At 56.7% G+C, this 19471-nt stretch carries 17 protein-coding genes; 10 read left to right on the forward strand and 7 right to left on the reverse strand.

Annotation, left to right across the window (positions count from 1 at the left end; all coding sequences use genetic code 11):
* Nucleotides 1–578: 578 nt before the first annotated feature.
* Entirely contained in the window at nt 579–1871 is a 1293-nt protein-coding gene (locus Q31a_RS25640) for a glucuronate isomerase (RefSeq protein ID WP_145084379.1), read from the reverse strand.
* Nucleotides 1872–2228: 357 nt separating this feature from the next.
* Here Q31a_RS25640 and Q31a_RS25645 point away from each other — a divergent pair, with 357 nt between their 5' ends.
* The 4 genes from Q31a_RS25645 to Q31a_RS25660 all read left to right on the forward strand — a co-directional run bounded on the left by Q31a_RS25645 (nt 2229) and on the right by Q31a_RS25660 (nt 6856).
* Nucleotides 2229–3728: a S1C family serine protease gene (locus Q31a_RS25645; RefSeq protein ID WP_197355701.1), complete on the forward strand. Its 1500-nt coding sequence runs from the start codon at nt 2229–2231 to the stop codon at nt 3726–3728.
* Between the two features lie 10 nt (nt 3729–3738).
* Nucleotides 3739–4059, forward strand: coding sequence for a hypothetical protein (locus Q31a_RS25650; RefSeq protein WP_145084386.1), 321 nt, complete (start codon nt 3739–3741; stop codon nt 4057–4059).
* Between the two features lie 322 nt (nt 4060–4381).
* Nucleotides 4382–5587: a formylglycine-generating enzyme family protein gene (locus tag Q31a_RS25655; protein WP_231690937.1), complete on the forward strand. Its 1206-nt coding sequence runs from the start codon at nt 4382–4384 to the stop codon at nt 5585–5587.
* 264 nt (nt 5588–5851) lie between these two features.
* Nucleotides 5852–6856, forward strand: coding sequence for a UbiA family prenyltransferase (locus Q31a_RS25660; protein ID WP_197355703.1), 1005 nt, complete (start codon nt 5852–5854; stop codon nt 6854–6856).
* A gap of 194 nt (nt 6857–7050) precedes the next feature.
* Here Q31a_RS25660 and Q31a_RS25665 read toward each other — a convergent pair whose 3' ends face one another.
* The 3 genes from Q31a_RS25665 to Q31a_RS25675 all read right to left on the reverse strand — a co-directional run bounded on the left by Q31a_RS25665 (nt 7051) and on the right by Q31a_RS25675 (nt 9162).
* Entirely contained in the window at nt 7051–7929 is an 879-nt protein-coding gene (locus tag Q31a_RS25665; protein WP_145084392.1) for a sugar transferase, read from the reverse strand.
* 278 nt (nt 7930–8207) lie between these two features.
* The gene (locus Q31a_RS25670) at nt 8208–8606 is read right to left on the reverse strand and encodes a hypothetical protein (protein ID WP_145084395.1); all 399 of its coding nucleotides are present in this window, start codon (nt 8604–8606) and stop codon (nt 8208–8210) included.
* Nucleotides 8607–8733: 127 nt separating this feature from the next.
* The gene (locus Q31a_RS25675) at nt 8734–9162 is read right to left on the reverse strand and encodes a GNAT family N-acetyltransferase (RefSeq protein ID WP_197355704.1); all 429 of its coding nucleotides are present in this window, start codon (nt 9160–9162) and stop codon (nt 8734–8736) included.
* 252 nt (nt 9163–9414) lie between these two features.
* Here Q31a_RS25675 and Q31a_RS25680 point away from each other — a divergent pair, with 252 nt between their 5' ends.
* From Q31a_RS25680 to Q31a_RS25700, 5 genes are read left to right on the forward strand one after another with little or no spacing between them, the layout of a single operon-like run.
* Nucleotides 9415–12570 (forward strand): PSD1 and planctomycete cytochrome C domain-containing protein, encoded by a 3156-nt coding sequence (locus tag Q31a_RS25680; protein ID WP_145084401.1) that lies wholly within the window; start codon nt 9415–9417, stop codon nt 12568–12570.
* A 15-nt stretch (nt 12571–12585) separates the two neighbouring features.
* Nucleotides 12586–14052 carry a DUF1501 domain-containing protein gene (locus tag Q31a_RS25685; protein WP_145084405.1) on the forward strand — a complete coding sequence of 489 codons (1467 nt, stop codon included), beginning with the start codon at nt 12586–12588 and terminating at the stop codon, nt 14050–14052.
* 5 nt (nt 14053–14057) lie between these two features.
* Nucleotides 14058–14312 (forward strand): membrane protein insertion efficiency factor YidD, encoded by a 255-nt coding sequence (yidD, locus tag Q31a_RS25690; RefSeq protein ID WP_145084408.1) that lies wholly within the window; start codon nt 14058–14060, stop codon nt 14310–14312.
* A gap of 53 nt (nt 14313–14365) precedes the next feature.
* Nucleotides 14366–15292, forward strand: coding sequence for a TIM barrel protein (locus Q31a_RS25695; protein ID WP_145084411.1), 927 nt, complete (start codon nt 14366–14368; stop codon nt 15290–15292).
* A gap of 47 nt (nt 15293–15339) precedes the next feature.
* Complete coding sequence (locus Q31a_RS25700; RefSeq protein ID WP_145084414.1) at nt 15340–15882, forward strand: DUF6960 family protein; 543 nt, start codon at nt 15340–15342, stop codon at nt 15880–15882.
* A gap of 96 nt (nt 15883–15978) precedes the next feature.
* Here Q31a_RS25700 and cutA read toward each other — a convergent pair whose 3' ends face one another.
* On the reverse strand, nt 15979–16299 hold the full coding sequence (gene cutA / locus Q31a_RS25705) for a divalent-cation tolerance protein CutA (RefSeq protein ID WP_145084417.1): 321 nt from the start codon (nt 16297–16299) through the stop codon (nt 15979–15981).
* On the opposite strand from cutA, the gene Q31a_RS25710 reads away from it, so the two are divergent.
* Nucleotides 16291–17028 carry an SOS response-associated peptidase gene (locus tag Q31a_RS25710; protein WP_145084419.1) on the forward strand — a complete coding sequence of 246 codons (738 nt, stop codon included), beginning with the start codon at nt 16291–16293 and terminating at the stop codon, nt 17026–17028. The two genes, cutA and Q31a_RS25710, sit on opposite strands and share 9 nt — an antisense overlap.
* A 3-nt stretch (nt 17029–17031) precedes the next feature.
* Here the strand turns inward: Q31a_RS25710 and Q31a_RS25715 are convergent, their stop codons facing one another.
* Both Q31a_RS25715 and Q31a_RS25720 read right to left on the reverse strand, forming a co-directional pair.
* The gene (locus Q31a_RS25715) at nt 17032–17376 is read right to left on the reverse strand and encodes a tellurite resistance TerB family protein (protein ID WP_145084422.1); all 345 of its coding nucleotides are present in this window, start codon (nt 17374–17376) and stop codon (nt 17032–17034) included.
* A gap of 186 nt (nt 17377–17562) precedes the next feature.
* Nucleotides 17563–19470 (reverse strand): hypothetical protein, encoded by a 1908-nt coding sequence (locus tag Q31a_RS25720; RefSeq protein ID WP_145084425.1) that lies wholly within the window; start codon nt 19468–19470, stop codon nt 17563–17565.
* Nucleotide 19471: the final 1 nt, after the last annotated feature.

A 19471-nucleotide genomic window follows, 5' to 3' on the forward strand; every position in this document is an offset into this window, starting at 1 on the left:
GACGTCAATTTCACTCAGAGAGAACCGAGTGATTGCAGCACTCCAGTGGTTGCAGGACTAAGGAGTCCTGCGCCGCAGCTTGGCGATTAGTTACGCGGGCACGGGCTGTCGACGCTCCTCAGCTGGACGCGGCGCAGTGGTCCACTAAGGCTAGCGCAACGGAAAGTGAGGGAAAGTGAGAGGCCCCAACTCAGCCGGCGAGAATCTGTCGGCTCACAATCACACTCCCACTCGATTGCTGCCCGCTCCTCGACATTCCCGTGTCTCGGGAACACTCCAGCCAGCGGCGTCGATTCTGAGTGGAAGAGGGGGTGGGGAGCAGGCCAATCCAAATTCCATCTTGGCAGCCAAGCTCACTCCCCATTGGTTCGCCCCATTTAGTTCGACAGCTCCCTCGCTAAATTTGAGAGACGCTGGAATTCAGAGAGGCGCCGAACCACTTCACAGCGTGACTAGCGGTAAAACGCGCCCGTTTCGCGGGCGAGTCGCCCCGGCTGTCGACTCGCCACATTTCATTTCGACTGCAATTGAGAGGCGACTCAAGCTGACAATTGCCAGCCAGTTAGCGACTCTGACAGTTAGCGACTCTGAGCATAAAACAAGCTCTCCACATTTCCGCGCAGCGTCTGCAAGCCAAGCTCAACGGCGCGCTGTTCGCTCCATCCCATCGACTCTACGAAATGCTCGGCTAGAACGCTCGCCAGACAGCGCTTGAACATTGCGAATTTTGGGAGTGCAAATTCGAGCTTATACATATCGCTGTAGTAGCCCACAATTTTATTGCGTGGCACGGCCTCAAGACGGGCCTGTAGATCGCGGCGAATAAAACTCGGAGTGTTGCTGTACCACCAATGCCCGTTGCATACCACGTTCGGAAATATCCAGGCGTAACTCACCAACTCTTGATTGGTAACGCTTGCCAACACAGACACGGGGAAGGTCACCGAGGGAAATGCGTTGAACAATTCGCGATACTGAATCAGCGAAACGCGGCTATCGTAGAGGTCTTGGCCCTGGAAAACCCCGGCGGGATAGACGGCCCGGTTAACGCCAATCATGAGATCGAAGGGCAAGCGGAATTCGGCACAAAACTCCGCTAGCTTCCAGAAAATCCAATAGCCAACCGTAGCGCGCTCCTGTTCGCTAGCCTCTTCGTTTTGAGCTAGAACCTTGTCCAACGCAGAGGATGCGGCAGCATCGCTAACCCTCTGTGGCGTAAAGTGAGGTGGTAGGCTGATCGCACAGGCCCGTACTTGGTGGGCCGTGAAATGCTCAAAACGCTGCCGCAACGCCACCTGGAGATTCGCCAACGAGTCGATGGACGTCGCGGAGCACGCCTGCAGCCGCTGTCGCACGGCTGGCTTGGCGAGATGAAAGACAAGATCGTCGGTGCGCAAGCAGGGGACGTACCTCCCTGTATCGAATCCCTCAAGTGCATCATCAAAATCGTTCGTCAAGAATACCGCCTCCAACTTGGAGAGCCGCAAGACTTGCTCCTCCCAATCGGGTTGGTCAAATTTCTTCTGAGCGGCATCGTACAACGACTCCCAATTTGAGGCGTCGATCCGGTCGAGCTCCACTCCAAACAGCTCGCGGGCTGCCTCCAGCAACCAACTCAGCTGTACCGTATTATCCAGGTGCCCCAGCCCCTCGACCAATCGCCCAACTTTTTCTTTGGGCGTCAGCGTCGCGTCTTCTATTCGACTTTGCGGCATTCCGGCCGAATGTGCCAACTCGGTGTAATAGTGGTACCCCAAGATATCTGCCAGCGTCTCGCTAGCGGGGCTATGAGGGTTGATGTGCGTGTGCGGGTCAATCAGGACATGCGAGTTGAGTTCGTCGAACAAGCGAGTTTTGAGTGCAGCGGACATGGATTTCTTGTGAAATGAGTGAAGGAACCTAGTGAGTTTCGACCAGCCCAATCGGAAGGTCGCTGTCGCGAGTGTCCTAGGTGGCGTTTACCGAGCAGTTTTCCCAGCAGTATCGCGTATTGGTATCTATGGTAGGCAGAGAAGCGGAAATGATACACCCACGCCAGTCCCTCGCAATCAACCAACGCCGAGTCTGGGGGGACGCGTGGCGGGAATGTGGGCGACTCCCCGACGAATTTGCCCACTCCCCCCGATAAATTTTGCTTTTTAAAGCTCTTTCCGGATAGAATGGAGCCTGCCCCTTCGTTTGCAGCTCGAGCTTCTCCCCCAACTCCCTCGCAGCAGAGATCGATATCGATGAACGCTCCCGGCTCACCAGACGCGTCCGATGTGCTAGGTGAAAGCAGGGACCAGGCGGAGCAAGAAGAGGCAAAGTTCGTTGAGTTGTGCCTTCAATTTGCCGAACCGCCACCACCAGGGGAGCCTCTCTCTCCGCCCCACCGAGCTGCTGATGCCTTGACCAGCGGTGAGCCTCCGCAGGCGGTGAGCTCTGCCCCGCTGATTGCTCCTCCGGCGCCAGAGCCCCGCATCTATACCAGGGCCGAACTGGACAACCGGGCCGAACCAGGGGAGCGGCCTCAAGCGGGCGATGCAGAAACTCCACCGCGCAGTGCTACCCCGATGCACTTGGCCGCCTCTACCTTCCTAAGTCTGGTAATGGTTTTGGCCTTGTTGCTGCTAGCGAGGCTCATGGTCCCTTCACTCGTGGAAAACATTCGCTACGGTTGGTACCGCGGACAGCTTCGCGCCGAGTACGAATTGAGCAATCAACGGCTGCGCAGCATCTCCATCAATTCGCTCTCCGATGTATCGCAATTGGTCAGCCAGCGGGTTGGCCCCAGCGTCGTTCATATCAACCTCTTGCGGGAAGAAGAGTCTCTCAGCCAGCTCGAAAAACTACTGCTCCCCAACATGCCTCCCAACTCTCTGTTGGAAGGGCAGGGGAGTGGCTTCGTGATCGACCAGCAGGGGCACATACTAACGAATTACCATGTCATTGAATCCTCTGGGAAGATTGAGGTGACATTGAGTGATGGGCGTCGCGTGCAAGCTCGCGTGATTGGCGTCGACCCCACCACCGACTTGGCAGTTCTGAAAATCAACGCGTCAGGCTTGATGGCTACCGAATGGGGTGACAGCGATACGGTCAGTATTGGCACACCGGTGTGGGCGGTAGGCAGCCCTTTTGGACTCCAGCAAACGGTCACCTTCGGCATCATTAGCGGCAAACATCGAGTTGACTTTCGGGAAACACGCGAAGCTCAAGCCATCCCCGCCGGGAACGTCTACGGCGACCTAATGCAGAGCGACGTGGCGCTCAATCCAGGCAATAGCGGCGGCCCACTCGTCGACTCGCTCGGCCAGGTCGTCGGCGTCAATGCCGCAATCCTGGGAGATCGGTTCCAGGGAATCAGCTTTTCCATTCCGTGCAATGTGGCCCGCCGCGTGGCCCAGCAATTGATCGAAAAGGGTGAGGTTGCCAGAGGCTGGCTCGGAATCAGCATGGGCGAACTGGCAGACAGCGAGCGGTACGACCAGGATGGAAATATCCAGCCAGGCGTGCGAGTGGAGGGCTTTCCTGTCCACGAACCCTCGCCCGCACGCGATGCAGGACTCCAAGTCGGTGATATACTCGTGCACTTCGAGGATAAGCCGATCCACAGTAGTAGCGAGCTGATGCGGCTGATCGGTGAAACCGAGGTGGGAACTCCTGCCGTGGTGGGTTTCCTGCGCAATGCACAGTTATCAGAAGTAAAAATCATCCTAGGCAAGCGAGAAATCGGCTTGCCAAAATGAGTGCGAAGTCATGAATGCAAAAACGGAAGTAGGCTGCGGGATACTGTGGATCGGGTTGCTGGCCGCAATTTACAGTTACATGGGCGAACGGGTGTTCACACTGGCAACCTGCTTCTCCCTTCTGTGGTTCACGATTGCCATGGTCTTACTCTATCGCCCGCCTGCCGTACCCGAATTTGTTTCTGAACAGGGCGATCCCGACGAACAGTTTGTCATTCGCCGAGACGTGCTCCCGCGATTGCCTTGGCTTGAGAGGCTGCGGTGGTCGATGTGCGTGGCGAGTGGCTCTTGCCTACTGATTTGGCTCTCTCTTGTCCTGCTTGCTACATGAGCCCCTCCTTTAGTCTGGGCGGCTGGCCGTCTCAGCAGCGCGTTGATTGACTGAGCCTGCGGCGATTGCCCATCGGTTTCCCCACCGTTCAACACTTCAGCCGTACGAGCAATTCCTCGAAATGGGACTCGTGTTGGAAACTCCCCGAGCCCCAGCAACGCCCGGAGGACGCCCGCCGGCGGAGCGAGATGATAGATTTTGCCGGCAAGCACGTTCGCAAGAAATCGCATTGCGGACTAGAATGGTCCCACCGTAGCACCAACGGTTCAGTAGACATTGATTGGCTCAACCAGATATCAATATAAATATTGAGGAAATACTTATGCGCATTGCCATTACCGCCTTGCTCTGCACTTGCTGGATTGGCACCGCCCACCTAGCGTCCGGGGCCGATACTGGCTTAGAAAAGCTTGGTTTTTCCGCTGAAAAACCGGCCGTAGGTGCGAGTGTAGCGGTGGAAGGCGGATTCCTCGTCCCCTACACCCTGACGATCCCCGGTACAGCGGTCGAAATCGACATGGTTCCCGTGCCCGGCGGGACCTTCAAAATGGGCAGCAGCCCAGATGCGGAAGGACATCGAGAAGATGAAGCACCGCAAGTTGAAGTCGAAGTAGGGCCGATGTGGGTCGCCAAGTGCGAAACGTCTTGGGCCGAGTACAAAATGTACATGTCGATGTACAAGCTGTTCAAAGATCTGGAATCGCGAGGCGGCGTCGATACCGGAGTCCAGAAGATCAATGAATCCAACCTAGTCGATGCGGTAACCGCCCCCACGGAATTGTACGACTCAAGTTTCACCTTCGAATTCGGGCAGGACGACAAACTGCCGGCAGTTACCATGACACAGTACTCTGCCAAGCAGTACACCAAGTGGTTGAGCAAATTGACTGGACATCAATACCGCTTGCCAACCGAGGCCGAGTGGGAATACGCTTGCCGCGCTGGCAGTACCACCGCATACCACTTCGGGGACGACGTCGATCAACTGGATGAATTTGCGTGGTACTACGAAAACTCCGATGAATCCCCACATACGGTTGGTGGCAAGCAGCCCAACCCCTTTGGCCTCCACGACATGCACGGCAACGTCATGGAATGGGTGATCGATAGCTATAGCGAAGAGGGGTATGCCGCGATCGCGGTACAGAAGCAGCCCATGAGCTTAATGCAGTCGGTCCGCTGGCCAGAATCGGTGGAAAACCGTGTGGTGCGTGGCGGTAGCTTTCAAGACGATGCGGAATTCCTCCGCAGCGCCGCTCGCCTCGGATCGGCCGACGAAGATTGGAAAACCGAAGATCCCAACGTGCCGCTCAGCCCATGGTGGTACACTACCGATCCAGCGCGTGGAGTCGGCTTTCGCATCTTTCGCTCCTACGCTGCCGTCAACGAAGATGACATCAAAAAATTCTGGGATATCGACCACGAAGACATTGAATTTGATGTTGAGATGCGTCTGACAGAGGGGCGTGGTGTGCAGGTTGCGATCGACCCAGCCCTGGCCAAACAGATTGAAGCGGAAAATAAGTAACGCATTGGTGACCAAGAGTTCGCGGGGTTCCTCGCGGGCAATTCATTTCTCGTGCCACCGCGTGTTCCCATGCTCGGCGATCACTCCAGCACCAAGCCAACGGAACACATCGACAATGCGTACTCAGCATTGGACCACCACCGCAGCTTCCGCCAAGCGGACGGCAGCTGCGGTTCTCTTGTAGCAATTCCACCGGTAGGGCGCTAGTCCACGTGCATCAAGCAAAACTGCGATGGATGCAGTATTTTAGGGAGATTTGGACTTTTGAATCGACAGCTTGATGCAGACGTAGACGGCTTGGACATTGATCGCCTGCAGTGGGGCACCCTCCGCGATTGGGGACAACTGGTTCGCCTCCCCAATACGTTTACCCTCTTCTCCGACTGTTTGGCTGCCGCCATTGTCGCAGGAAGTCGGTTTGCGCCGCTGACCGCATTGCTGCCCACCGTGGTCGCCTCGCTGTTCGCCTATTGGGCCGGCATGATCCTCAACGATGTCGTGGATATCGAGGAAGATCGAGAGACGCGGGCCTCTCGCCCCCTAGTGGCCGGGCGAATTTCGCCCGCGCTGGCCAACCATATTGCGACCGCCATGCTTTTGCTCGGCCCCGGAATCATCCTGTTGGTCAACTCCTTTCACGAAGTCCAACAGCTTTGGTTCGGAGCCGCTTTTGGGGCTTCGGTCCTGCTGTCGATGACGGTTCGAGCTTACAACTCGGTGCTCAAGTCGACTCCGTTGGGGCCCGTCCTGATGGGCCTTTGTCGGACATTGAATATCCTCATGGTCGGCTTCACGATGCTGGCGGTAAACGGCGCCGAGGCCATCCCACAAATGCCTCTCGACTTGCTGCTCTTCGCCGCGGGCATCGGATTGTACATCCTGGGCGTGACGATATACGCCAGCCAAGAAGAGCGCGAGAGTTCATCCGCCGTACTGGTCATCGGCATCCTTTTCGAAATCGCGGGGCTCGCAGCCGTGGCCTTGGCCCCCAAGCTCACCTCCGCAGAGCAGGTCTGGACGCTCGACCCCGTGCGTGGTTTCCCCCTGCTCATCGCCTTGATCGGCTTGACCGTCGTCAATCGTGGGCTGTCTGGAGTCTGGCATCCGGTATCGCGCAAAGTTCAGCTGGCGGTGCGGCATGCAATTTTGACGCTCATTTTGGTCGACGCCGCAGTCGTGTTGGCCTGGGAGGGCCCCTGGTTCGGAGCCGTCGTCCTCGCCTTGCTCATCCCAGCCCTGACCAGCGCCCTCCGCTTCCGCTCGACCTAGCGTCGACCAGGGATCTCCAGCTTTCGCGATCCTACAGACGCGATAAATCCAGAAAAAGGGCAGGGGGGCTGTTACCGGGCACTTCGGACTACTTCAATGCCCGTCAGTAAATTGCCGCGGCTGAAGACGGGGCCGAAAGGGCGGCAGCACTCGGTTCCACAGTGCTCGGCCCCGGAGTTTCCCATTCACGGAGCTCACAGCGCGCCAAAGCCAGTGAGGACAACGCGGACCGTGCGAGCTAAGACACGCAGGTCGTTCGACAGGCAACAGTTCTGCAGATAGACCAGGTCGTAGCCAACTTTACGACGATACGATTCCAGGTCATTGGCGTAGCCTGCCTCGATCTGTGCAATGCCCGTCAGCCCCGGCTTGAGGCCTAGTCGCTGCAAATAGTTGGGCACCTTCGCCGACAGCTCCTCCATATACTCGATGCATTCTGGGCGAGGGCCGACCATTGACATTTCGCCACGTAGCACATTGACCAATTGCGGCAGTTCATCAATTCGCAATTTCCTCAGCCAGCGACCTGCGGGGATAATGCGAGCATCCCCCGCTTTGACCTGCTGGGGGCCGCCAGCGTCGGAATCGACGCGCATTGTCCGGAATTTGTAGATACGAAACGGCCGACCGTAGGCCGCCTGCTGCCGGCGGCATGGCCCTTCCATTTCTTGGGGCTGCTTCGCTGCCGCCATGGTCGAATCATACCGCGAGTTCAATCCCACTCGGGTTTGGCTGAAAAAGATCGGACCACGGGAAGTGAGTTTCACAATGATCGCCGCAAGCAGCATCAACGGAGTGGTGGCAATCAGCAGAGTGAGTGCGACCACAATATCCAACACCCGTTTCGCCACCCGCGTTCTGGGAAGCAAGCAGCGGACATTCGTCCGAGAATTGGGAAGGTTCAGCTGCCGCAACCAGGGAGGTGGCAGGACGGTCGCGAGCTCTTGAGCCAGCAGCGATTCAGAGGTGACTGGAGGCAAACGCTCGCGTCGCACCGGCCACAGGGTGACTGCGTCAGACTGGGGAAGGCCCTGCCCCAAAGCTGGCGTGCACGATAATGTCGACTCATTCATGTTTTGCTCGTGGCAAGGAAGACGTAGAGTTCAGTTTACGTGGCAACTCTTCCTCAAGCCTATCTTACAAAAACGAGTCGCCTCCTGTCTTGGCCTCCAGTGCGCTCCGCATTCCCCCATCTCCAACTGCTACAACTTGCGTAATCGGCAGAACACACCACCGGCGAGTAAAGAGGACGCCAGTACCGACCACGAGCCCCTTTAGAATCCGCCTCCCTACCGCACAGGGCGAGTGAGAGGCGGATAGAGAATAGAGGTCTCTCCCTAGGGCCTAAACATCAGTTGGGTTTGTGAGCCGTGTGGCAAGCCTTGCAGTTGCTGGCTTTCTCAAGTTCCTTCAACCCATCTTCGCGTCCGACGACCACTTTGGCTGCGGCCAAAGTGGCGCCACCAGCCAATCGCTGCCAGGATCCCATATCGCCTTTGGTGGGCTCAAACTCAAACATGCTGATGTAGAGATCGAGCAACTTTTGCTTCTCTTCCTGGCTGGCGTCACCACTTAGGATCTTCTTCAACAGGCCATCTTTGTGACCTTGAACCATGACTTCCTTGATCGTGTACTTGGCTTCTTTCGAACCGTCTTCTTGAGCGCGAGCTACGCTCGACACGGTTCCACAGGCCAGAGCCGCCAATGCGGCGATCGAGCACAGCCACTTCATGCCAATTGAAAAACGCATGTTCAAAACCTTTGTTTGGGCAACCGATCACTGCCAGCCTCAACGCCACATCGCGTTCGAATCGCTGCAATGATCTCGGAGTGTCAATATATACCGTCTGGGAGGCCTGAAACAACTAGCGGGAACTTCAATCAGTGATGGATTTCTCCATGCGGACATGCTCCATTCCCGCCTCCATAAACTCGGTACCGCTGACTTGGTACCCCAGCGATTGATAGAAGGGAACTGCCGAAGCTTGGGCGTGGAACCAGATGTGGCTCAACTGAGCATCGCGTGCTGCCTGCTCCAAAGCACGCATAATTAGCGTCCCATAGCCCCGTCTTCGATGCGATTTCAAAACAGCCACACGCCCAACTTTCCCCAACTGCTGCAGGTCGATCCGACCGGTGGCGACCGGAAACTCGGGCTCACTGTAAGCAACCGCATGCATGCAATCCTGGTCAAACAGGTCGCGTTCCTTTTCGGCAGACACACCTTGCTCGATTAGAAACACCGCATCGCGGACCCTATGCAAGTCATTTGCCAAGTTTTCGTAACGATCGCATCGCGTGTACATCTCAAAGCTTTCCGCAAGGGAGGCGGTTGTAGTAGAATGGGGAGTAATCCTCATTCGCTTCCCACCCTACATACCGTGCCGAAACCCGATTTTTGGGTTCGACACATCTGGCATCGTCGCGATTGCATTTGGTTCAAACCGAGGTTGACGTCGGTGGCGAATCCCTGCTTCCCAAATGCTTAGCTGTGACATAGCGCTGAGGGACAGGGCGCTGAGGCCCTCTAGCATTTCCAGCTTCATAGGCGGTTTTTCATGCATCGAATCAACCTTCAGGGCTTTACACGACAAGCGACCATCGGGCTGCTCGCCGCGTGCAGCAGCCTCACTGCAGCCGCCCAATCGGTCGACTTTCGCTCCGAAGTCCGCCCCATTCTGTCTGACAAGTGCTATGCGTGTCATGGGCCGGATGCCACCCAGAGACCAACCGACTTGCGACTGGACACGCATTCTGGGGCGTTGGCTGACCTGGGGGGCTACGTCGCCGTTGCACCAGGAGATCCAGACAAGAGTGAACTAGTACGTCGCATTGTATCAAGCGACGCAGACGAAGTGATGCCTCCCCAAGACCATCTTAAACAGCTCACCGAAGAGGAGCGGGAGGTACTCATCCGGTGGGTTGCCCAGGGGGCCGAGTGGAGTGAGCACTGGTCTTACACGCCGCCCAAACGACACGCCCCACCCGCCACGACTCAACGGGAATGGGCTCACAATTGGATCGATTTCTTTATCCTTAGCAAACTGGAAAAGCGTGGGTTAACTCCCTCGCAAGATGCCGATCGACGCACCCTCATTCGTCGACTCAGTTTCGATCTTGTCGGTCTGCCTCCCGATCCAGTGGATGTAACCAAATTTCTCGCCGACGACTCCGAGGAAGCCTACGAGAAGGTCGTTGATCGCTTATTGCAATCGCCTCACTTTGGTGAACGCATGGCGATGGCCTGGCTGGATCTCGTGCGCTATGCCGATACCGTCGGGTATCACGGGGATCAAGACATGTCGGTCTCCCCCTTCCGCGATTACGTGATTAATGCCTTTAATGCCAACCTGCCGTTTGACCAATTCACCCGCGAGCAACTGGCAGGCGACCTGCTCGACGCGCCCACCCAAGAACAGAAAATTGCATCGGGATACAACCGTCTGGGCATGATGTCTGCCGAAGGGGGTGTTCAACCCGAAGAGTACTTGGTGAAGTACGCTGCGGACCGAGTACGCACGGCCTCCACCGTCTGGCTTGGATCCACGTTAGGCTGCGCCGAGTGCCATGATCATAAGTTCGATCCCTTCACCGCCAAAGACTTCTACCGCTTCGCCGCTTTTTTTGCGGACATCAAGGAACGAGGCCTCTACGACACGGTCGTGGATGGGGAACGATGGGGCCCCTCGGTTCAGGTGCCCGACCCTACGCTGCCAAGCTTGCTGGCTCCGGTAGACCAACAGATTCAGCAGGTCCAACGAAAGATAGATGCTCCCTCCCCAGAATTAATTGCGGAGCTGCAGCAGGCCCAAGCAGTTTGGGAAGCCGAGCTTCGCCTGGGTCTGCAAGCCTGGCAAACTCTCCAGCCCACTTCGGCGTCTGCCCAAGCGGGCACATCGCTCACCATCCGCGAAGATGCGACCCTGCTCGCCTCGGGCAAGAACCCCAAACAAAACAGCTACCAGGTATCATTCGAATTGCCCGAGGCGCCGCTTACCGGTCTATGCCTGGAAGTTTTGCCCGATGCCTCGCTACCCAACTCCGGACCAGGCCGTGCCGGCAATGGCAATTTCGTACTGACGGAATTCAAAGCGTTCCTCGAGGACGCCGAAGGTACGCGACATCCCATCCCGTTCACTCGGGCGCGCGCCTCCATTGAGCAGGAAGCTGGTGGAGACAACCCGTATGGAAAGTGGGCGGCCGCTGCGGCCATCGATGCCGACGCGCAAGGCGCCTCATGGGGCTGGGCCATTCTCCCTGAAGCTGGACAAACAAATTACCTGACCCTTGGATTCGAGAAAGCAGTAGCGATCAGCGGCGGTAAGCTGGTCGTGGTCCTCGAACAAAACCACACCAACCCCACCCATACCCTGGGCTGCTTCCGCTTGCATGGCACCGCGCTGACGGCAGCTACCGAAGCCAGGTTCCCCGAAGCTCTGCCTGCAGCGATTCCCCCTGTTTTAGCCATCGAGGCCTCTCAACGCACCGCGTCTCAACGGCAGATTCTGTCGGACTACTTCCGTGCGACAGCACCGCAGCTCGAGCCACTGCGCCAACAGTTGGACGCATTGATGCAGGAGCGGCAGACGATCGTCGCTGCACACACTCGCACCACGCTAGTTACCATGGCGACCGCACCTCGTGAGATGCGAGTGCTCAAGCGTGGAGATTGGATGGACAAGACAGGTGAGGTTGTGCAACCGGGGGTCCCCCACTTCCTTCCTCCCTTGGAATCCTCCCAGTCCGCCGAAAATGAAACTCCCCGGCGCGCAACCAGACTCGACCTGGCCAACTGGATCGTCGCTCGCGACAACCCACTAACGGCGCGAGTATTTGTCAATCGCCTGTGGACGATGCTATTTGGAGTAGGCCTTTCCAAGGTGCTGGACGACGTCGGTTCTCAAGGAGAAGCACCAGTGCACCCCGAACTGCTCGACACGCTGGCCGTGGAGTTCATGGAATCGGGCTGGGATATTAAGTCCATGATCAAGCTCATGGTGATGTCCCACACATATCGCCAAAGTTCCTATGGTCGCAGTGACCTACGCGAAGCCGATCCGTTCAATCGCTTGGTAGCTCGCCAAGCCCGCTTCCGCCTAGATGCTGAGATCGTGCGTGATAATGCGCTGGCTGTGAGCGGCCTACTGGTACGGGAAATTGGTGGCCGAAGTGCTAAACCTTACCAACCGGCAGGACTCTACCAGCACCTCAATTTTCCGACACGCGAATATCTAGCGGACACCGATCAAAACCAGTATCGACGAGGCGTGTACACTCACTGGCAGCGTCAGTTTCTTCATCCGGCGTTGCAGGCAATGGATGCTCCGGCGCGCGAGGAGTGCACCGCCCAACGGCCGCGTTCCAACACACCTCTGGCGGCTCTGGTCCTGCTCAATGATCCATCTTACGTGGAAGCCGCACGTGAGCTGGCCGAACATGCAATGGAGCTTGGAGGCGAAACCTCAACAACTCGGCTCGAATGGCTCGCGCAGCGAACTCTGAGTCGCAGCTTCACGCCGGCCGAACAACAGGTGCTGCTAGAACTTCTCGATGCGCACTTGCACCAATACTCAGTCGATGCAACCGCCGCTCGAGAATTGCTCGAGATTGGACTCTCGCCCCCCAACCCCAAGTTACCGGTAGCCGATTGGGCAGCTTGGACGAGCGTCGCTCGAGCCCTCTTGAATATGCATGAAACGATCACTCGTAATTAGCGATGGGATAGGAAGATGAATGCTTTAGAAGAATTGCAACGCATCGAATTGCGACGCTCATTCCTGGGTAGAGCTGCTGCCGGAGTGGGGGCCCTAGCTTTGAATTCGCTATTGAATCCAGCTTTATTGCTTGGCGAACCGGTGGACGCGAAACGCGGGCAAGGGCAAGCCAAGCGAATGGAGCAGTGGACGGGAGTCGTCAATCCGCTGCATTTCCCTCAGCGCGTCAAACGCGTCATCCACTTGTCGATGGCGGGTGGCCCCTCCCACCTGGAAACCTTTGACTACAAACCTAAGCTGGCGGCCTTGGATGGTCAGCCCATGCCTAAATCGTTTACCGAAGGGCAACAAATCGCACAACTCCAAGGACAACGCGACAGCCTCAAATGCATGGGACCTCAGTTCAAATTCTCTCGGCACGGCGAAGCGGGGACTGAAATCAGCAGCATCCTGCCCCATATGAGCAAGATTGTGGATGACATTTGTGTAATCAAATCGATGCATACAGACCAGATCAATCACGATCCCGCTCACACCTTGATGAATACGGGAACCAGTATCCCAGGGCGTCCCTCCATGGGTTCTTGGCTACAGTACGGATTGGGAAGCGAGGCAGATGACTTGCCGGGCTACGTCGTCATGACCAGCGTGGGTGGTGGACAGTCCCAACCCATCGCTTCGCGTCAATGGCACAGTGGATTTCTACCTAGTCGATTTCAAGGTGTTGAATTCCGCTCCAAAGGAGATCCCGTGCTTTATGTCGGCAATCCCAAAGGAGTCAATCTCACGCGGCAAAGGGAGGTCATCAATGCGGTTCAAAGGATGAATCAATTGGGGGACGAAACCTTCCAAGACCCCGAGATAGCCACTCGCATCGCGCAATACGAACTCGCCTTCAAGATGCAAACCTCGGTGCCCGAGCTGATGGACATTTCCGGTGAGCCTCAGCACATTCTTGACCTATACGGAACCGAGGGAGGAGACGGCAGCTTTGCCTCCAACTGCCTGTTGGCACGCCGCTTAGCTGAGCGTGGCGTGCGTTTTATCCAGCTCTACCACCGTGGCTGGGACCACCACGGTGGCATCAAAGCGGGAGCCGCCGTGACGGCCAAACTTGTCGACCAGGGGACTTCCGCCCTAATTCAAGATTTGCGGCAACGCGGTATGCTCGACGATACTCTCGTGATTTGGGGAGGAGAATTCGGGCGCACGCCCATGGCTCAAGGCTCCGGACGCGATCACCACATCAAAGGATTTTCCACTTGGTTGGCCGGCGGAGGCGTGACTCCAGGAACGGTCTACGGGGCTACCGACGAACTGGGCTATTCGGCCATTGAAAACCCGGTCCACGTCAATGATCTCCACGCCACTATGCTGTACCTGTTTGGCATCGATCATGAGCGTTTAACCTACCGTTTCCAGGGGCGAGATTTCCGACTAACCGACGTGGCCGGCAAGGTCGTCCATTCCATTCTGAGCTAGCAACCATGGTCGTAAGCTCGCTGAAATCCCTGACGCGCTGGCTCAAGAGTCGTTGCGCAGCCGGGCTGATTGCGTTGGTTAAGTTCTATCAACGAGGAATCTCCCCTCTGCTTGGCCCAAGTTGCCGATTTCAACCGACTTGCAGCGAATATATGATCGGTGCGATTGGCAAGTACGGGCCCATTCGTGGTACGCTGAAGGGGATCTGGCGCATCCTTCGCTGCCATCCCTTCAATCGCGGCGGCGCCGATCCGCCGTAGGCTCGTGGCCTCACCAACTCAGTTAAAACCCAAGTCCACTGGAATCTTCAACGATGTTTACTAGCCGCCGGAACTTCTTGACCGTTGCAGCCGCTGCCACTGCCACGACTGCATTCCAGACTCACCGGGGCGTCAGCGCGCAAACCCCCAAAGCTCCCTCCCCACCACCGCCTGACCATCCTATCGCCGTGTTTGCCAAGCCCTTCCAAGAGGAATCGGCTGAGGCCATGGGAGAGCGACTGCAACAGATTGGCGCCAATGGCATCGAAGCAACTCTTCGAACCGGAGGTCAAATCGAGCCAGCCAACTTGGGGGAACAATTGCCTAGACTGTGCGAGGCGCTGTCCAAGTACGACCAACGCGTACTCATCGCAGCCAGCAACATCAATTCGGTCGATGCCACTAGCGAACGGCAACTTGAATTGCTCGCCGCACATCGCATCCCCTACTTCCGCATGGAATACTACCGCTACGACTTCGCGCAACCCATACTTCCGCAATTGGCACGGCATGCAAAAGCCGCCAGCGAGTTGGCGGTGCTCTGCAAATCGCTAGGCATCACGGGGCTCTATCAAAACCATGCTGGCAAGAATATGGTGGGGGCAGCACTGTGGGATCTTCAGGACGTGTTGCTTGACCTCGACCCAAGCGCCATCGCCATCGCGATGGACACTCGGCACACCACCGTCGAGCTCTCGCAAAGTTGGCCTGCCGCTTACGCGAGAGTGCGGCCTAACCTAGGAGCCATTTACGTCAAGGATTTTGCCTGGGAATCGAACAAACCGGTCAACGTTCCCCTGGGGGATGGGCTCGCTCAGCCACTGTTCCAAAAAATAGCGCAAGATGGCTTGGTCGGCCCACTTTCACTACATATGGAATACATTGACCATCGTCCAAGCCATTTACTCGAACAGCGTTGGGAAGCCATCGCGAATGACATGTTAACTTTAAAAAAATGGCTGGGCCAGCGCGCTGGCTAACCTCCGTGCGTTGGAATGATTCAGGCCACAGATGGAAGGAAATTGTGATGAGCGATCAACCGATAACCAACATGAGCCCAGCCCTACCCGACTACGGGATCTACGATCGCTGGCCCGTCGATGGCGAGGCGTGGATTCATCCCGAAGATCGAGAATTGGCTAAGCAACTAATCCCCAGCGAACGCGTATTCCGTCGCGAAAAATGGGATGGAGAATACTACTGGTTGGCCTACGGCCAGCAGACGCTACGGTTGCAACCGACTCTATGGTTGGAAGTCCCGCCCATCGACCTGGAAGTGGGCGAACAAATCGAACTATTGGCGCATCAAGGTGACAACGATCCTGGACTATTTCACATCCAAGACATCCACTACAACCGAGTGCATCAGAACCACGAATACTTCCTGCAACGTGATGGCCTGCACTTGCCAGACGCGTTTCCACGCGAGCATCTACGCAAACTCCACCAGCAGCACCATCTACGCGTGGGAGACCCTGAACACACGATGCCACAGCCGCGATTATCTGCAGAAGTGCCACTGCTCGATGTGGGAGACTTAACGGGTGACGACCAACAGAAGAAAACCTAGCCCCAACGCGGTATCCCAACCTGAAGTCGGGGCGGGAGCGGGCGGACGAGGCAATGTATCCCACCGCTTTTGATCGCTCCCCTCACACCGACGATGCTATTCCCCCAACTGTTCGACAATCCACTGAGCGTAGGCTGGAGAGCAGCCAACCACTTCGACCACCAGCAACTCGGGTACGTCGTACGGATGCTTTTCGTCGACAAGCGCCATGAGACGTTCGATGCAAGATTGAGTCGACTTGGCAACGCAGCGGAATTCAGTCGCCTCGCAAACGGCTCCCTGCCAGCGATAGACACTTTGAATCGGGCCGGTAATCTGGACACAGGCCGCCAATTGCGATTCAACCATTAACCTAGCCAGCATCTGTGCCTGCTCGAAGGTTTCCGTGGTTGTGCTGAGCTCTACAATTTGTGTCATTCTCAAAAACTCCCCTTCACCGATCGAGACGGAACCATGTGTGGCCGCTTTACACTCCAAACGCTGCCTAGCCAGTGGGGACAACTCCTGCTTCCGCTACTAGAGCATTGGGAGCCTCCTGCAGGGTGGACACCCCGCTACAACATCGCGCCTACCCAAAACATCCTAGCGATACTGGACAGCGAGCATCCTGGGCGAGGCACGCTCGACCAACTCCGCTGGGGATTGATCCCAAGTTGGTCCCAAGATTTAGCGATTGGCAGTCGTATGATCAATGCTCGGGCCGAGACCCTACTCGAAAAACGCTCCTTTGCCGGGCCACTCGCCGAGCGTCGCTGCATGATTTTAGCCGACGGATATTACGAATGGCAAAAGCAAGCCGACGGTCGAAAACAACCATGTTGGCTGGCGCCTGCTGGCGGAGGCCCGATGTTGCTGGCAGGGCTGTGGGAGGTGAATCGTCGCGCAACAGGCGTTCCTATCCGATCCTGCACCCTCATTACCACGGCGGCGAATCATGCCCTGTCCGAAGTGCATGATCGCATGCCAGTCGTCCTCCACCCCGCCGAGGCGGAGCGTTGGATCGATCCTCGCTGCAAGGCTCAGGAGGCCTCGGAGCTCTTACAACCTGCCGCAGATGACTTCTTTTGCATTCGCCAGGTCTCGACGCGCGTCAATAATGTTCGGCACGATGATCCGGAATGCTTGGCAGCAGTCGCCTCTGCATAGAGGTTATTGCTGCACGAGCTTGTCAATCAACGCATCCAAGTCGGTCTTGGAAACGCCCATCTTAGCGGCAGCCAAGGCGAATAGACGCTTTTCAATCTCGCTCAGCTTTCCATCAGCGGCCATCATTCGCATCATGTCGGCGAGCATTTGATCTTGCTCGACGCGGTCCACGGGGAACTTGAGCTTTGCCTCACCACTGAGGGCAAAGGCGATCGCTTTTTCCAAATCCTCTTCTGCTAATCCCAACGTCGAACATCGATCGACCAGAAGTGCAATTTCATGTTCGGTAAGACTACCGTCGGCGGCAGCCATAATAACTAGATTCTTAAGGTGATCGAGATGCTTCACTGTTTGCTCCTAACAATGGTTGGTCTCCCAACTTTCCCCTCAGCCTTAGGCTGGCGATCGCAGCCCAATCGGGAAAATCTCTTTAAAAAAATACAGGCCTGCCCGGCTCGCCATGCCAACGGACCACTTACTCAGGGGATGATTGTCTGCCTGCTGGGCAAGGGAGTCAAGCAGACAGCGTCAACCTTAGGCTTTACGGATAAAATGCTCCGCGTAAGAGCGGACCTCAGTTCCGTTTAGGACATGGACCATGCGTAGTTGTTGCAGCATGGCTTCATTAAACTTACTCAACGGAATATGGACCAATTGCTTGTGGAAACGCTTGGCGATGCGACGCCACGAGGCGGTTGGCGGCTTGGGACTCAACAAGGCCACCTGACGTTCGCGCGAGTGCAAACAGGCCGCTGCCAGTAAGCGGTCTTCCAAATCAGTCGCAAAATCGAGCCGTGGATCATGCCAAACATCAGGAATGGGAACAGGCGGGTAGAGAAACATTGCGCCCCCATAGGTCGCCAGGGCGATCCCTGGCCCCACCAGTTCCTCAGCAAAATCGCTGGCAAAAAACGCGAGAGTCGACTCTTCCTTGTGTTCCGCAAACCACGTCGTTCTCCAGGGATAATCTCGCGGATCTGCCGGCGTGTCAAACATCATGACGCAGCAGTCAATGGTGCCGATACTCGGCGGCATGACCTTCACGTAGATGTCGCCATCGTACCAATGGCGAATGGTCTCGCGAATGTCGATCCCATCCTTGATACTCGTTGAAAACTTTTCGCTACGCGCCAAATCCGCTCCCAGTAGAGCTTTGGCGCGATCGACGACGCGCGTGCGGAAGCTCTCAATCAAACTGTCCTCGGGAGGCCAGGAACATTGGGAGTAAGGATTCCACTGCGTCTTCCAACGCTCGCGATCCTCCGGCTCAGGCCTTCGCCGCAGTTCCAACGATCGCCAGGAGACAGGCTGCCCAGGCAAGCGGCTTACCACGCTGACCCGATCTCCATCAGGCAAGCGCAGCTGATCGATGCCGAGCGTTGCGGTAGGCAACCCCAGGTCTTCGTGAAACGGATAGTCACGGGCCGTTTCGATCAAGTGAATCGCATACTGATCTCCCAAAATCTGTTGCGCCGCGACCGTCATCGTATACAGATCAGGAGTCATACGGTGATCAAACAGCGTCAGGTTTCGAGTGTACTTTAAGCACTGGGTAAGCAGCAGCGGTGTGATCCGCCGGGCGCGTTTGCCGAGGTCCTGCAGGTAGCTACTGCGGGCAGACAGGAACAGCTGCTTAACGCCATCGATTGCCAAATTCTCGTCGTCTTCCAACTGGGCGCGGGCGCGTTCGTAGAGCCCGGTAATAAAGGGGAGCTCTCCAAACAAAAACGCTAACGAATTGGGAGTTAAACTGTAGGACCGAGGAGGCAACACCGAATCATGCACCGGCGGCTCATGACTCCCCTCGTAATAAGCTTCCCGCAACCAGGGCCAATGCAAGATGGAGCAAATCAGAACAATGTGCTTGTGCTGCTTTTCCAATTGTCGCAGACGCCAAGCGATGAATTGCAGACGTTGCTCCGTCTGCTCCTGAAACGGACGCGATACGCTCGGGAGAATGGCCGTGGCAAACTTTTCAATCGGGACCGTCTTCAACGCATAGGGGTCGGGCATTACCGATGCCAGAGGTTGGAAGCCATTGGTCTCCATATCACAGAATTCGACGGGCCAATGCTCGCCGATGGCGACTCGCATGGCCATAATCACCGGCTGGCATGGATCGATGGGCACGTAGCTCCACGCCTCTTCGGTAGCCGCATCGTCCTCCTCTTCGCCAACTCCTTCAGACGGAGGAGTCCAACTCGATTGATACGAAGGCTGGCAAGGCTGCAGAACGAGGCTCGGAGTCGGGAGATGTTCAACCGCCTCCAGCACCGACGTCCGGAAGGAGTCGGGGAGCTCCACGGCGAGGCAGTCGCACCGGTTCTCCAGCAACCACTTGCGAACCGCTAGGGCACAGTTGCCGCTGCCATGCACAACGGGTAAACAAGTAATGCGAGGTCCCAGCGAAAGTGGTGAAATAGGTCGATCTTTCGTGCTCATT

This window comes from Aureliella helgolandensis, from assembly GCF_007752135.1.
GTDB lineage: Bacteria > Planctomycetota > Planctomycetia > Pirellulales > Pirellulaceae > Aureliella > Aureliella helgolandensis.